The following is a 14,481-nucleotide window of genomic DNA, read 5'->3' as shown; positions in this document are numbered from 1 at the left end:
TCCCTTTCTCATGTCACACGGATACTGCGCGCTACGTTGATTTGACCGCCGGCCGAGCCGCGCTCATGAGTAGCATGGCCGCGGGCACGCGCATGCCCACTGTCACTCCCGCCTCCGCGGCGACACTGTTGACCGCGGAGACGATGCCTTCGTGATAACTGCTCAGACCGTCGTCGATCCGAGCCGAATCCGCGGATATCGACGCGGCCGGCATGCCGAGCTCTTCACACCGGAACAGCCCGCCGATACCGCCCCTGTTCTTGCCGATGCCCGCGTCGTTCGCCAGCCACCCCTTGACGCGCCAGCGCTTCACAAGATCGCCCCACACCTGTCCGGCGTGGACACCTACCGCCACGATGTCCGAGGAGTAGTCCTGGTCCTCCGGCAGCGACGTCAAGGCCCGGATCGCCAGAATGCGGCCGGTCTCCGTGGTGCCCATCTCATAGAGCGTGTCGTCGATCTCGACCTCGGTGTCCTGGGGACGGCCCCGCGGCGCCTTGAGCATCAGGGTCGCCGCGTCGACGGCACGCTGGCCGGGGCGCACGCCCAGACTCTGGGCCAGTTCGTTGGCGTGGCTGATGAGCCCCGCGGCGAGTGAGAGGCCGTTGGACACCTCCCCGGTGCGCCCGTCGACGGCGGCGACCGGCATGCCGAAGCGGTCGCCGTACGGCAGAGCCGAGATGCCCGCCTGATCCTTGCCGACGCCGGCGTCATGCGCGATCACGGCTCGGACGCCGTGTCGGAACGCGCGGTCGACCGTGCCGACACCGCAGAAGGAAGACGCGATCACCACGTCGAACTCGCCGATCTCGGGCGTCGCGACGTAAAGCAGGGAGTCCATCGCGAAGACCCGGCCTGTGGAGCCTTCGAAGATCGGCTTGACGACATTGTATCCAAGGGGAACCGGGTCGTCCGGTGCCATGTCGGCCATGATGACTATCTCCTGTCAATCCGGGGGGAGCGTTCCAAGCTGGGTTAGACCGACTTGTTCCGGAGGGCCCACCTGGCCTCGAACTCGGGCGCCAGGGGGATGCCACGCTGAGCGAGCTCCTTGGCGAAGATCTCCAGGACCCGGGGGTCCTCATGCTCCTTCGAGATCTGCAGGCCACCCTCCTTGACGCTCATGTCCACCTCGCTGAAGTGGTCGGCGCGGGCCTGTGTCACCGGGTAGCGGATGCTGCCGAAGGCGAACGCGAGATAGCGCGAGGGGCCGGGGCTGACGTTGAAGTGCTGGTGGAACATCTGGTCGGCCGGCGCGTACAGGCTGCCGTGCGCCCAGTCCATCCGGTTGAAGTCCTTATCGCCCTCGTACCAGAACAGCGAGTAGCCCTCGCCCGACACTGGGAAGATGTGGAAGTCGGGGCCGTGCCGGTGGCCGTTCTTGTAGGAGCCGGGGGGCATCTCCGAGACGTGGGCGTGCACGGTGCCGTCCGCGAGCACGAGGTGGATGTTGGAGCTTCCCACACCGCGCTGCGCCCATTCCTTGAGCTGGAGGGTGCGCAGGGAGGGTGCGTAGTTGGTCGTCCACTGGTGGCGGCCCGGCCGGCGCTCGACGAGTTCGCCGTCGCCGTTGTAGGACTTCTCGCCCCGCACACGGTCGAAGTCGAAGTCGTTTTCAAAAATGAAACGCTCGTCGTGGATGAGGTTAATCATCACCGGAAGGTCGGTGACGGCCGCGAGACGGGCCGGCCGGCTTCCGTCGAGATTGAAGTGGCGGTATTTCGCGTTCATGGGAATGGCGAAAAGGCCGCTCTCTCCCCATTCGAACGAGTGCCGCACCCCGTCGGCGGTCTCGATCTCGGTGCTGCCGTGGCCGGAGAGAACGTAGATGATCTCTTCGTACATGTGGCGCTGCATGTCGGTGTTCCCACCGGCGGGGATTTCGATGACGAAGGCGTTCAGCCAGTCGCCCCGGCCCTCGAGGTGGATCAGCGCACCCGAGATCGTGTCGCCGAACCGCGCCCAGGGACCGAGATCCGTGGTGAGGAGATTGAACCCGAAGCCCTCGTGAACCGGAACCCCTTCGGCAGCGGACCATTCCAGATAACTGTTGACAAGAAAGCGATCGTCCATCGTGGTGTTGCCCCCTCAAGGCATGGTGAAGAAAAGGTTCATCCGGTGATCGGACTGATGATGTCCGCCACTGTCGCCGTGATGCAACACTTGCGGAACACATAATGCAAATTTGTTATGGCGCTCGTCAAGTGCCCGACCCGAACGCCAAGGCAAATCAGGGAAGATTTCGCGCGGCGAAGTCGAGCACGAGCTCGGCCAGGGCCGCCGGCTGGTCCATGGGCACAAGATGCCCCGAGTCGGGCACCATGGCCACGGTGGCGCCCTTCATGCGCCGTGCCGAGGCCTCAGACACCTCCACGGGCACGATCGCGTCGTCGGCGCCGTGGACCAGCAGCGCGGGCTGGTGGACCTCACCGCGCCGCTCCAGCGGGTCGAACCGCGCGAGTTCGGCGCAGGTCTCGATCGCCACCGGCAGCGGCGTGGCCGCGAACATGTCGGCCAGCCAGCGCCTGGCCGGCTCGCTGAGCGGCCGTCCGCAGATCGCCGCCGCGGACCGGTCCGCGAACAGCAGCCAGTCCCGGCGCATCGCCGCGGGCATCTTCGCATAGGCGGCGTGACCGGCGCTCGGCACGCCGATGAGCACGAGTCGTCCAACACCGCCCGGCCCGCGCTCGGCGAGTTCCATGGCGACGGCCGCGCCGAAGGCGAAGCCGACCACGGTGACATCGGTCAGGGACAGCTCGCGCAGGAGGTCGTCGAGGTCGTCGGCGAAGCGGGCCAGCGTGTACGGCCCGGCCAGGTGGTCCGAGCGCCCGAAACCCGCCAGGTCGACGTTGATCACGCGGTGCCGTACGGCGAGGGCCTCCTCAAGGTAGGTCCACATGCGCCCGCTCAGGCACCATCCGTGCACCAGCACGATCGGTGCCCCCGAGCCGCGGTCGCCGTAGACCATGCCCCGGGCGCTGGTCCGCCGGACCGTTCCAAGGCTGATCGACTCACTCATGAATCGCCCTTTCCGGCCCGGTCCCGCACCTGGTCCCGCGCCTGGTCCTGTGCCTGGTCCTGTGCCCGGCCGATCGTCTCGGCCATGTCCAGCAGTCGGCGCGACTGCACCTTTCCGACATGATCTCGTGGCAGCGCCTCGATGAAATGCACGACCCGTGGATACTTGTACGGCGAAAGCCGTTCACGCACGAACCGCTGGAGTTCCACGCGCGTCTCCTGAGCCGCCGGCACGTTCTCCCGCAGCGCGACGAACGCCCCGATCACCTGCTGGCGCACCGGGTCGGGCAGCCCCACCACCGCCACCTCGCGCACGTCTGGATGCGCGCTGAGCACCGTCTCCACCTCCCCGGGGGCGACCTTGTAGCCCGCCGTACTGATCAGGAAGTCGGTCCGGCCGAGATAGTCGGCGTTGCCGTCGGCGTCGAAGCAGATCAGGTCATCGACGAGATTCCAGCCGTCCCGGACGTCGCGCTCCTGGTAGTCGGGCCGGTTCCAGTAGGTCAGGCCGGTCGGGCCGCGCACCGCCATGCGCCCGATCTCGCCCGCGCCGAGCCATGACAGGCCGGACGCCGCCGGGTCGAGCGCCCGCACCTCGTAACCGGGCGCGGGCGCCCCCAGGGAGGCGGGCGAGACCTCCGCCCCCGGCTTCGGCACCAGCACCCAGGTCGCGAACGCCGTGCTGCCGAAGTTGTTGCGCAGCCGTACACCCCGTTCGAGCCACGCGTCCGGCGTGGCGGAGGACGAGGCGGACTGCCACATCGAGTATCCGGCCCTCAGGTGGGGCAGGGTGAGCCGCGGATCGGAGTTCAGGACGTCGTTGAGGCTGGACCACGTGGCCGCGATCGCGGTGAAGACGTCGACCCGGTGCTCGGCGAGGGCGTGAACGAGCCTGTCCGGCTTGGTGAAGTTCTCCACCATGACGACCGTCGCGCCGTGCAGCAGCGTGAAGATCGTGTGGTAGATGAATCCGAGGGCATGGCCGATGGGGGCCGCCGCGGCCCACCGCTGCCCCCGCCTGACCCCGGTCGCGGCGCCGATGGAGTGCCCGCCGAGCAGGAACCTGCGCTGGGTGTGGTAGCACGCCTTCGGGGTGCCGGTCGTGCCGCCGGTGTGCCAGACCAGCCCGGGGAGCTCCCGCGAGGAGGGCCTGGACGGCGGCAGGGCGGAACCCGACGCGAGCACGTCGCCCAGGACGACGGCCTTCGGCGGCACCACTCCGCCGAGTGCGAGCGTCGATCGCACCCCGGTCGCCGCGATCGCGGCCTGGACGTCGTCGGCGTACTCCGCGTCGGTCCAGGAGGCGACGAGCTTGGGCGTCGTGTCGGAGAACAGGAACTCCAGTTCCGCCCGCCTCGCCTGCATGGGGATCGGGACCACGGCGGCGCCGGCCTTCCAGGCGCCGATCGCCGCGATCACCCCCTCCGGCCGGTTGGGGCTGCGCACGGCCACCCGGTCGCCCGGCACCACGCCCAGCGCGATCATGGCGTTGGCGACCCGGTTGGTGAGGTTCGCCAGCTCCGCGTAGGTCAGGGATCGGCCGGTCTCGTGGTGGATGATCGCGACATCGCCGCCCTGGCCGGCCGCGACGTGGAGGTCGGTGAGCGCCGCGCCGAGCTCGGGGCCGGACTCGACCGGGTGCCCGGGCAGGTCGAAATAGTCGGGCTGCAGTTCCGGAGGCACCATCGCGCCGGCCGGGATCGCCGGACAGGTGGGGATCGGATCCCTCATCGTTGCGGCCCCCAATGGCAGGGAATCTATGGTTCTGACCGTTTTCATCGTGCTGTATTCAGGCCCCGTCGTCACGCGCTGGGAACGGCGACATCACCACGGGCCGGCGATATCACCGTGAGCGCACGCCGGGCGACCTCCGTGATCGGAGCCAACCGGTTGCCCGCACCGAGGAGGTAGCGGTCCGGGCGGACGACCATGACGTCGACGCCCAGCCTGTCCATGCTGCTCTCGACGCCTGCCCGGTGCTCACCTATCTCCGCCAGCGTCGTTACAAGAACGCTGCCGCGCGAACGCCACCAGTTAACACTGGAGTCGAAGGCGTTCTCGTCCCGGCCGACGACCAGGAAGCGCGGACCCACCACATCGTCGAGCCGCTCCCCGGACCGCCCCGGCGGCTGGATCGCGAGCGCGCCGCCGCCGCCCGTCACGAGCGGCCCCTCCTTCAGCCGGGGAAGGCCGAACGGCGCACCCGTCTCGCCCGCGAGCATCCTCCGGTCGCGCTCCTCGGCCTCCTCGGGGTCGAGCGTGCAGATGATCTTCCCGAAGTCCACGACGTCTTCGATGATCTTCCGGACGTGCGGCTCGCGCTCGGAGAAGTATGTGTCCAGGATCGCCGCGGGCGCGCGCCCGCGGATGACCTCGTCCAGCTTCCACGCGAGATTCGCCGCGTCCCGCAGGCCCGAACACATCCCCTGCCCGAGGAACGGCGGCATCTGGTGGGCGGCGTCGCCCGCGATGAAGAACCGGCCCCGCCTCCACTCGCGCGCGGAAAGCCCGTGGAACTCGTATACGGCGCTCCGCTCGATCTCCACGGACTCGGCGGAGACCCACGGCTTGATCAGTCGGCGGATCTGGTCGGTGTCCTGCATCTGCTCGGCAGTCTCGCCGGGCAGCAGCATGAGCTCGAAGCGGTATCGCGGCTCGGGCATCGGGATCACGGTGTGAGGTCGCCCCGGGTCGCACACGTGCACCGCGTTAGGCGGCAGCGACGTCTCCGGTGCGGTCAGGCGCACGTCCACGACCAGCCACTGCTCGTCGAAGTCGAGGTCGTCGAGCGAGATGCCCAGCCACTCCCGGACCGGGCTGCGCGCGCCGTCGCATCCCACCACCCAGGGCGCCTCGAAGCGGATGTCGCCGGCGGGGCCCCGGGCGTGGACGACGGCACGCGTGTCGTCCTGCTCGATCGCGACCGCCTCGGTGCCGAGGTGCACCTGCACGTCGGGCAGTTCGTCCGCGAGTCGGCGCAACCTCCGGTCGAAGTGCGGTTGATAGAAGTACATACTCGTCGGAAGACCGGAACGACTCGGGCGGTCCGCCGGCACCCGCATCAAGATGCGGCGGGCCGAGTTCACGAAATCGAGACCCGGGTTCCTCCGCATCCCGGGCAGCAGGTCGTCCAGAAGACCCAACTCCTGCAACGTGCGCAGGCCCTGATGGTCGATGTGGGCGGCGCGTGGCAGCGCGAAGACATCAGGATCCTTGTCGATGGCCGCGACCCTGATCCCGCGTCGCCCCAGCAGGCCGGCGAGGACCGAGCCGACCGGCCCGAGCCCCACCACCACCACATCGACTTGAACAGATGCGTCCGATCCGCCACCCGCTGCGCTACCTACGACGGAGCGCGGGAGCTCCGAACCCTCAACTGTGTCCACGCATTACATTCTCACATTAGGTGATGTGTATATGTCAATAGCCCAGGATGTAATGCCGGTCGCCCTCCGCCGCGGCACCCTGCGGAGCGCCCTGCCGCCGAGTTCTCGCCCACTGGCGAAAACCCGCTGGACGTCGACGAGGCAAGAAGCGCGCGGTCGCGAGAGCGACGCATACCGCGATCACGCGACCGATATGCGTAACACCTCTCGGCCGGGGACACGGAGGTGCATGAAGGCCCCGCGCGCATGCCGCCGACGGCGCGCCGGCCGACCACGGGCTCGGCCCGCGGGCCGCGAGCGCAGCCTCATGGCGCGGCGATCAGACGGACACCCGTCCTGGACGGGCACGGCCTGACGGCTGCTGGGCTCACGCAGGGCCGACCACAGAACGCGGAACAAGGCATCGGCTTCCCCGGCGACATCAAGGGACCGCGCTCACGTCTGCTTTGAGCGGCGGCGGCGCAGAGGTCGCGGACGCGTCCGGGCTGCGGGCATCGCGAGCCCGGAGGCGGCCCACAGGGCCTGCGCCCTGCCACACGGGCCGTCTGGCCGTACGGGCCCTGGCCACACGGGCCGTCTGGCCGTACGGGCCCTGGCCGTACGGGCCGCCTGCGGCAAGGGCACGGCGGCAAGGGCGCCCGAGGGAAGCTCGGGCGACATATCACTTCATGTCGATGACATGCACAGATCGGGGTGCGTAACACCCCGCAAACGAGACGGCGGGCCGTCCCAGGCAGAACGCCCTGCGGTTCGGCCCGCCGCCATCGAAGATCGGCACGGGATCGGTCGGCCGCGGTGCCCGCGTGCCACCGCCTCTGATACCTCGCCACGCTCAGCGGCGGCTCCTCTCTCATGTCCGCTCCGACCCCAGTCCACCCGCACATCATGATGTACTAAATTGCGTAAATTAGCAATTGGTGGCTTAAGCAGCATCTTTACAAGTTCATCGCTCTGTGTGATGGCCTGCCGCGCGGTCCTGCCGCCGGGCCGGGACGACAACGACGCCCCGGCCGCGGCCCTCACGCGGCCTTCACGCCGCCCGCCGCGGCGGCCCGGCGTGGCGACAGCTTCCCTCACCCTTGCGACACGCCGCTGACCAGTGGAAACGCCACCGACGTCCCAGGGGGGCATGAGCACCGCCACTCGCCTTCCGCTACCCTGCTCCTGGGACGACACTCGCCCACCCCTGGTCAGGGAAACACCGCACCCGCGGCCCGTGCGGCCCGTGCCGGAGGAAGCCGGTCCGCCAAGGCGGAGAGAACCGCAGGTCACACCCCCAAAAGCACTCCCCTCGCCCACCTCGGAGAAGGCGGCGGCATGCTCCCGCCGATTTCTAACCCTCCTTAAGCCGTCCGCTCACCCGCCCCTCAAGCGCCGGTCACTACGGTGAGTGAGGATCATCGGACACGGCCGCCCACCCCGGCCCCGCCCCGGCAGCCCGTGTCCACCCGCCGGCCGCCGACCCCGCGCGCCGGCGGAGCGATCCGACGGCGCCACGGCCACGACCCCGCCCGCGCACACCGCTTCCACGCGGTCACCGATCCGGTCCTGGGCTGTCCGGCGGCATGCGATCGGGCATGCGCCGCGACCGGCCGTTCGCCGGATTCCCAACGACTCACTGAGGGGCAGACACATGGTGCAGCCGCGCCGAGCACGTCATGCGAAACCGTCCTCAACGGCGTTACCCGCGCCGGAGCTCTCGTTCAGCGGGGCCCACGTCGGTACCGACGTCCTCGCCTCGCTCGTCGTCTTCCTCGTCGCGCTGCCGCTGTGCATCGGCATCGGTGTGGCCTCGGGGGTCCCCGTCGAACTCGGGATCATCTCCGGCATCATCGGAGGTCTGATCGTCGGCCTGCTGCCGGGCAGCAGCCTGCAGGTCAGCGGGCCCGCGGCGGGCCTCGCCACCCTGGTCATGGAGATGATCCATTCGCACGGCCTGGGGATGCTCGGCCCCGTCGTGCTCGCGACGGGGGCCATCCAGATCACGCTGGGCCTGTTCGGCCTGGGGCGCCTGTTCCAGGCCATCTCCCTGTCCGTCGTGCAGGGCATGCTCGCGGGCATCGGCCTGCCTCTCATCCTCAGCCAGCTCTACGCGGTCGCCGACTCCGAGCAGCACGGGTCGGCCATGAAGAACGCGGCGGGGCTGCCGGAGCTGGTGAGCGAGGTCATGGCGGACCGGCAGGCGTTGATCGCCGTGGGCCTGGGGGCCTTCACCGTGCTGCTGTGCTTCGTGTGGAAGAAGATGCCCGCCCCGCTCTCCAAGGTGCCGGCGGCGCTCGTCGCGGTGCTGGCGGGATCGCTGATCGCGGCCCTGCCCGGTGTGCACGTCGACCACGTCAAGGTCGGCGACCTGTTCGCGGCCGTGCACATCCCCGGCCTGAGCGACTTCGGCAGCCTCGCCGACCCGTCGGTGATCATGCTGGCCATCACCTTCGCCGTGATCGCCTCGGCGGAGAGCCTGTTCAGCGCCGCCGCGGTCGACCGCATGCACGACGGATCCAAGACGAAGTACAACCCCGAGCTGGTGGCCCAGGGCGTCGGGAACTCACTGTGCGGTCTGCTCGGAGCACTGCCCATCACCGCCGTGATCGCCCGCAGCGCCGCCAACGTGCAGGCGGGCGGCAAGACGAAGCTGTCCCGTGTCCTGCACGGCGTGTGGCTACTGGGATTCGGACTGCTGCTGCCTGACCTGCTGGCCTTCGTACCTATCTCGGTGCTGGCCGCTGTCCTCGTCCACGCCGGGTGGAAGCTCTTCGATCCCGGTCAGTTCGCGAAGATGTGGCGCAAGGACCGCAGCGAGGGCGTGGTGATGGTGGTCACTTTCGGCGCCATCATCTTCACCAACCTCCTGGAGGGCGTGCTGGCGGGCCTGGCGATCGCGACGGTGATGGCGGCCCTGCGCATGTCGCGGCTGCGGATCGACCAGAGCGAGGTCGACGGCACCACATACCTGACCATGTCCGGCAACGCGACGTTCCTGCTCCTGCCCAAGCTCACCGACACCTTGGAGGCGCTGAACGGCAGGCCCAGGCTGTACATCGACATGATCGGCGTCTCCCACCTCGACCTGGCGTGCCGCGCCCAGGTCGAGGAATGGGCCGAGCAGCAGCGGAAGTCCGGCGCCGAACGGGTCGTCCTGCTGCTTCCGGGCGACACGCGCCCCAAGACCATCGACGAGGAGGCGCAGGAATGGCTGGCCGACTACAGCAAGGCCGCTGCCGCGGGTCAGCCTCAACCGCCCTATCAGCCGCAGCCCCACTACCAGTCCCAGCCCCATTATCAGTCCCAGCCCAGCCACCAGTCTCAGCCCGGCTATCAGAATGAGGCGGCCATCGACGACTACCTGACGCGGCAGGGCTACGTCGTTCATCCCGGCTCCTCCCCCGGGTACGGCGTGCCGCACGGCCACGGCGTTCCGGGCGCGTACGGCCCGAGCATGCACCAATCGCCCCAACAGCCTCAGCCGTACGGTGACCCCCGGACCTACGGCCCCGCACCCAAGTACGGCCCACAGCAGCCCGGCCCCTACCCCGGAGCGCATCCGGCCCCCCACCGCGGCCATCCCGGCCATCCCGGCCACCCAGGCCACCCAGGCCAACAGGCGGCCCCGCATCCGGGACCGCACCACGGCTCCCCTCCGGGAGGACACCCCGGCCAGTACCCCGGCCAGTACCCCGCCCCGCAGCCCGGACCGCACCACGGACCGCACCACGGACCGCACCACGGGCAGGGCCCCGGGCAGGGCCCCGGATACGGACCCTCCTCCTCCGGCGGCGCACCGGTGAGGTGAGGGCCGAGGCGCCTGAGGGGCCGCGGTGTCAGCGGCCCTTCGCGCGCAGCTCGGCGAGCAGCTCACCCTGGCCGGTGAGCCGCCGGGTCAGCAGCCGCCGGGCGGCGGTCATCATCTCGGCGACCTCCGGGGTCGCCAGCGCGCAGACGACCCCGGAGAGCTCACGCGTGGAGGTCACGATCCCCGCCTTGCGCAGCATCGCGAGGTGCTGCGAGAGGTTGGACGCCTCGGCGCCCGTCTCGGCCAGCAGTTCACGGACGGGCCGGGGCCCCTCGCACAGGAGTTCCAATATGCGGATGCGTATGGGGTGGCCGAGCATGCGAAAGAGCTCCGCCTTGACCTGATAGAGGGGGACCTGGCTGGTCATGGCCGACCTCCCGCACTCGCATCGCCGCCTCCGCGCGCGTCGACTCCGTGCTGATCGGCGATGCGCAGCAGGTTCTCCAGCCGCCCCGACAGCACCTGGACCGCGTGCTCGTCACCCGCGTGCCGCATGCGCGCCAGCTCCTCCTCGGCCTCCTGGATACGTGCCTGCAGCTCCACCGCGAACTCGCTCATGACCTCACCCACCGTATGTCGAAGTCCATCCACGCCCAGAGCCAGGCGCAAGGTTGATAATGCAGCAATTTTCGCGATATCACGAAGTACGTAGCGTCAGAGGCATTCCCAGGCCGCTCCCAGACCACTCCCCGGACCACCCCACAGACCACTCGCCAGGCAGCTCGGCGAACCGCTTTCCCGGCCGCCCGCCGGCGCACCGCACGACCACTCGCCTGCCGGGCCGGGGCCGCCGGTCAGGGACCGGCGAACTCCAGGACGGCGATGCCCAGAAGGACGGTCGCGCTCGCCGTGACACGTCTGCGGCCGAGCCGCTCGCGGAACACGACGGCGCCGATCAGGGCGGCGATGACGATGCCGGTCTCCCGTAGCGCCGCGACGGCGGCGAGGTCGCCGCGGGACTGCGCCCACACCACCAGCCCGTAGGCCAGCAGGGACAGGCACCCGCCGGTCAGGCCCCGCCCCCACATGGGCCGGAGCCGGGCGCCGAAGGACCGCCCCCGCCGAACCCAGGCGATCAGCGGTAGAACCGGCCCGTGGATCAGGAAGAGCCAGGCGATGTAGCCGACGACCGTGTCCGCATGCCGTACGCCGGTGCCGTCGACCACCGTGTAGGCGGCGATCACCACCCCGGTCCCGACGGCCGCGGCCAGCGCGGGCAGGGCGGCCCGGCCCGGAACACCGTCCGCCAGCGCGAGGCCCGCCAGCCCCAGGCTGATGACCGCCACGCCCGCCATGTCGCCGACCGGGAGGGACTGGCCGAGCACCGTCGTCGAGACCACCGCCACCAGCAGGGGCGAGGTGCCGCGGGCGATCGGATACATCTGGCCGAAATCCCCGAGCTGGTAGGCCCGCAGCAGCAGAAGCTGGTACGCGACCTGCAGCACTGCCGACGCGGCGATGTACGGCCAGGCCCCGGCGTCCGGAACCGGGGTGAAGCAGACCAGCACGGCGGCGACCCCGGTGCAGGCGAGGTTGATCCAGGTGAACACGGCGAGTTTGTCCTTCACCCCGTGCGCGAGGCCGTTCCAGACGGCATGCAGTACGGCGGCGGTCAGCACGGCGGCGGACACGGCCCCCGTCACAGCGCCCGCCGGTATGGCCGCAGGTGTGACCGCCGTCGGCAAGGCCCGGCCACCATGGAGACCTCCTCAGGGAATGGAATTCCACAGTAATCTAGACCTATGGAAGAATATTCCGGAGACGGGGGCCGGTTGGCGGCCCGCGTGCGCGTGCGCCTGCCCGAGCTGCGCGACACCGAGGCCCGCGTCGCCCAGGTGATCCTCGACAAGGGCGCGGAGCTCGTCCACCTCAGCGTCAGCGATGTGGCCGCGCTCGCCCAGACCGCGCCGTCGTCCGTCGTCCGCGCGTGTCAGCGCCTGGGGTTCCGCGGCTTCCAGGAGGTCAAGATCGCCGCCGCCCGGGAGGCTCCCCCGCCCGCCCCCTCCCGCGATCCGGACCCCGCCGCCCGCGCGCTGGCCGACACCCTGCGCGCCGCGCGAGAGGCCCTGGACGGCCTGACCGCCACGCTCCCCGCCGACCGTCTGCGTGCCGCGGCCGAGACCCTCGACGCGGCCGGCCGCGTGCTGGTCGTCGGCGCGGGGCTGTCGGGCGCCGTGGCCCTCGACGCGGCCTACCGCCTACGGGCGCTCGGCTTCGCGGTCGACGCCCCGGGCGACCCGATCACCGCCCACCTGTCGGCGGCGGCGCTGCCCGCCTCCGCCGTCTGCCTGGCCGTCAGCCACACCGGCGCGACACGCAGCACCGTGGATGCCGCCCGCCGCGCCCGCGAGGCGGGCGCGGCCGTCGTCACCGTCACAAGCTATGCCCGCTCCCCGCTCAGCGAGCTCAGCACACACACCCTGGTGGCGGGCGGCCAGGACCTCGTCTTCGGCCTCGAAACCGTCGCCAGCCGCCTGGCCCACCTCGCGATGATCGACGCCTTGACGCTGACCGTGCTGGCCCTCCGCGGCGCGGCGGCCGAACGCACCCTGCGCCTGTCGGCGGACGTCACGGCCGACCACTCCTACTGACCGGCGCGCGCCGTACGGCCGCGCCGGACCGGCGGCCTCAGCCGCCGCCCGTGCGCTGGAGCACGGCGCGCATGGAGGCGCGGGCGCGGTCCCGCAGCCGCGGGAGGTCGACGTCGAGGAGGCGTCCGTCCTGTTTGACCAGCCGGCCGCCGACCATCACGGTCTTCACGTCGGACGGCTGGGCGGAGTAGACGACCAGGGCGTACGGCGGGCCGCCGGTGAAGCGGCCGAGGTTCACCTCCCGGGTGTCGATCATGATCAGATCGGCCCGCTTGCCCGGGGTGAGGGTGCCGATGGAGGAGTCCATGCCGATCGCGCGGGCGGCCTCGGCGGTCGCGAGCCGCAGCAGCCGGAGCGGCCTCACCGCGGTCTCGGACCGGCTCGCCCCGGTCTCCGTCAGGGCGAGCAGGCGCATGACGCCGAACATGTCGGCGCTGCCCGCCAGGGCGTTGCCGTCGATGCCGAGGCCCAGCCGACTGACGGGCTCGTACAGCGAGAGCCGCGTCAGCCCGTATCCCACCCGCTGCTCGGTCACCGGTGTGAGCGCGATGCTCGCCCGTGCCTTCTCGATGGCGGCGAGCTGCGCGCCGGTGGCGTCGGTGGCGTGGATGACCTGCACGTCGGAGCCGAGGAGACCACCGCCGACCAGGCCGTCGAGCTGGGTCCGCGAGCGCTGCCCGCTGGCGTGGACGGACAGCGGCAGCCCGAGTCGCCGGGCGGCGTTCGCCTCGTCGCGCGCGACCGACACCGCCGCCGGGCTCCCGCTTCCCGGCCCCCGCCAGCCCAGGCCGAGCGTGATCCGCCCGCCCTCCGACCAGTCGGGCCACGCCTTGGCGAGGGTTTCGAGGTAGTGCAGGTCGACGGTCTTGTTCTCCGGGAGGTCGTCGTGCGCGCCGTACAGGAAGCGGACGCGGATGCCGGATTCCCGGTGGGCGCGGAGCGGCTCTTCGGCGAAGGCGGGGCCGCGGACGTTGTCGTTGAAGTCGACGGTGGTCGTGATCCCGGACGCGAGCGCCTCGTAGTCGCCGAGGAGGGTGCCGATCGCCATGTCGGCGGCCTCGAAGGCGCGGCCGAACCGTTCGCTGGCCCCGAAGTAGGTGGTCTCGGGCGTGTTGGCGTAGTAGCCGCGCGTCTGGGTGAGCCACAGGTGGTTGTGGGTGTCCACGAAGCCGGGCATGGTGATCATGTCCCGCCCGTCGATCTCGGTGGCCGCCGGGGCCGGCACGTTCCGGCCGACACGGCTGATCTCGCCGTCGCGGATCAGGACGTCGCCGCGCTCAAGGTCTCCGAGGGCGGCGTCCATCGTCATCACGTAGGTCTCGCGGATCACCACGTCGCCGCCGCCCGGCCGGCCGTCGCCGAGCGGGCCGGCCGCCGAGGCGGGACCCGCGAACGACGCGAGCGACGCCGTGCCGGCCGCGCCCCCGAGCCCGGCCAGCACCGAGCGCCGCGAGAGCCCGTGACCTGTCCTTTCCTTTGGCATGTCCCCGTCCCCTCCTGCGAAACGCGCTCAATTTTCTTGCGTGCGCACACAACATAACCGCGAGAGGAAGATGCCCCGGCCAGCCCCTTCATGATCGTCGAGTGACCTGGCCCACACGGCCGGTGACACCCAGGCTACCCCGCACGCCCCGGGCGGCGCCCCTGAGCCGCACCGCCACGGGAACAGCGTGATCGGCTTCGACGCCGTGCCACG

At 70.5% G+C, this 14,481-nt stretch carries 11 protein-coding genes; 2 read left to right on the top strand and 9 right to left on the bottom strand.

Going from position 1 to position 14,481, the window contains the following annotated elements; genetic code table 11:
* Window positions 1–31 precede the first annotated feature (31 nt).
* The 5 genes from BLQ73_RS14220 to BLQ73_RS14200 all read right to left on the bottom strand — a co-directional run bounded on the left by BLQ73_RS14220 (window position 32) and on the right by BLQ73_RS14200 (window position 6,404).
* Window positions 32–931, bottom strand: coding sequence for a hypothetical protein (locus BLQ73_RS14220; RefSeq protein WP_093170901.1), 900 nt, complete (start codon window positions 929–931; stop codon window positions 32–34).
* Window positions 932–975: 44 nt separating this feature from the next.
* Entirely contained in the window at window positions 976–2,073 is a 1,098-nt protein-coding gene (locus tag BLQ73_RS14215; protein ID WP_093170900.1) for a cupin domain-containing protein, read from the bottom strand.
* A 157-nt stretch (window positions 2,074–2,230) separates the two neighbouring features.
* A complete protein-coding gene (locus BLQ73_RS14210) occupies window positions 2,231–3,019 on the bottom strand; it encodes an alpha/beta fold hydrolase (protein ID WP_093170899.1) in 789 nt (262 codons plus the stop codon).
* A complete protein-coding gene (locus BLQ73_RS14205) occupies window positions 3,016–4,749 on the bottom strand; it encodes an acetate--CoA ligase (protein ID WP_176955442.1) in 1,734 nt (577 codons plus the stop codon). The genes BLQ73_RS14210 and BLQ73_RS14205 overlap by 4 nt, the downstream gene beginning before the upstream one ends.
* 71 nt (window positions 4,750–4,820) lie before the next feature.
* Complete coding sequence (locus BLQ73_RS14200; protein ID WP_093170897.1) at window positions 4,821–6,404, bottom strand: bifunctional 3-(3-hydroxy-phenyl)propionate/3-hydroxycinnamic acid hydroxylase; 1,584 nt, start codon at window positions 6,402–6,404, stop codon at window positions 4,821–4,823.
* A gap of 1,633 nt (window positions 6,405–8,037) precedes the next feature.
* Between BLQ73_RS14200 and BLQ73_RS34620 the strand changes: the two genes are divergently transcribed.
* Window positions 8,038–10,194 (top strand): SulP family inorganic anion transporter, encoded by a 2,157-nt coding sequence (locus BLQ73_RS34620; RefSeq protein ID WP_275936288.1) that lies wholly within the window; start codon window positions 8,038–8,040, stop codon window positions 10,192–10,194.
* Between the two features lie 28 nt (window positions 10,195–10,222).
* Here BLQ73_RS34620 and BLQ73_RS14190 read toward each other — a convergent pair whose 3' ends face one another.
* From BLQ73_RS14190 to BLQ73_RS14180, 3 genes are all read right to left on the bottom strand, one after another.
* The gene (locus tag BLQ73_RS14190) at window positions 10,223–10,561 is read right to left on the bottom strand and encodes an ArsR/SmtB family transcription factor (RefSeq protein ID WP_093170896.1); all 339 of its coding nucleotides are present in this window, start codon (window positions 10,559–10,561) and stop codon (window positions 10,223–10,225) included.
* Entirely contained in the window at window positions 10,558–10,752 is a 195-nt protein-coding gene (locus BLQ73_RS14185; RefSeq protein ID WP_143020256.1) for a 50S ribosomal protein L29, read from the bottom strand. The genes BLQ73_RS14190 and BLQ73_RS14185 overlap by 4 nt, the downstream gene beginning before the upstream one ends.
* 236 nt (window positions 10,753–10,988) lie before the next feature.
* Window positions 10,989–11,879: a DMT family transporter gene (locus BLQ73_RS14180; RefSeq protein ID WP_245691074.1), complete on the bottom strand. Its 891-nt coding sequence runs from the start codon at window positions 11,877–11,879 to the stop codon at window positions 10,989–10,991.
* A 57-nt stretch (window positions 11,880–11,936) separates the two neighbouring features.
* On the opposite strand from BLQ73_RS14180, the gene BLQ73_RS14175 reads away from it, so the two are divergent.
* Entirely contained in the window at window positions 11,937–12,785 is an 849-nt protein-coding gene (locus BLQ73_RS14175) for a MurR/RpiR family transcriptional regulator (RefSeq protein ID WP_093170894.1), read from the top strand.
* A gap of 37 nt (window positions 12,786–12,822) precedes the next feature.
* Here BLQ73_RS14175 and BLQ73_RS14170 read toward each other — a convergent pair whose 3' ends face one another.
* Window positions 12,823–14,268: an amidohydrolase family protein gene (locus BLQ73_RS14170; protein ID WP_218125851.1), complete on the bottom strand. Its 1,446-nt coding sequence runs from the start codon at window positions 14,266–14,268 to the stop codon at window positions 12,823–12,825.
* Window positions 14,269–14,481: the final 213 nt, after the last annotated feature.

Origin of the sequence: Sinosporangium album, from assembly GCF_900100605.1 — a bacterium.
Taxonomy (GTDB): Bacteria; Actinomycetota; Actinomycetes; order Streptosporangiales; family Streptosporangiaceae; genus Sinosporangium; species Sinosporangium album.
The sequence above is the reverse complement of the archived record's forward strand: the minus strand, read 5'-3'. Positions and strand labels throughout refer to the sequence as shown.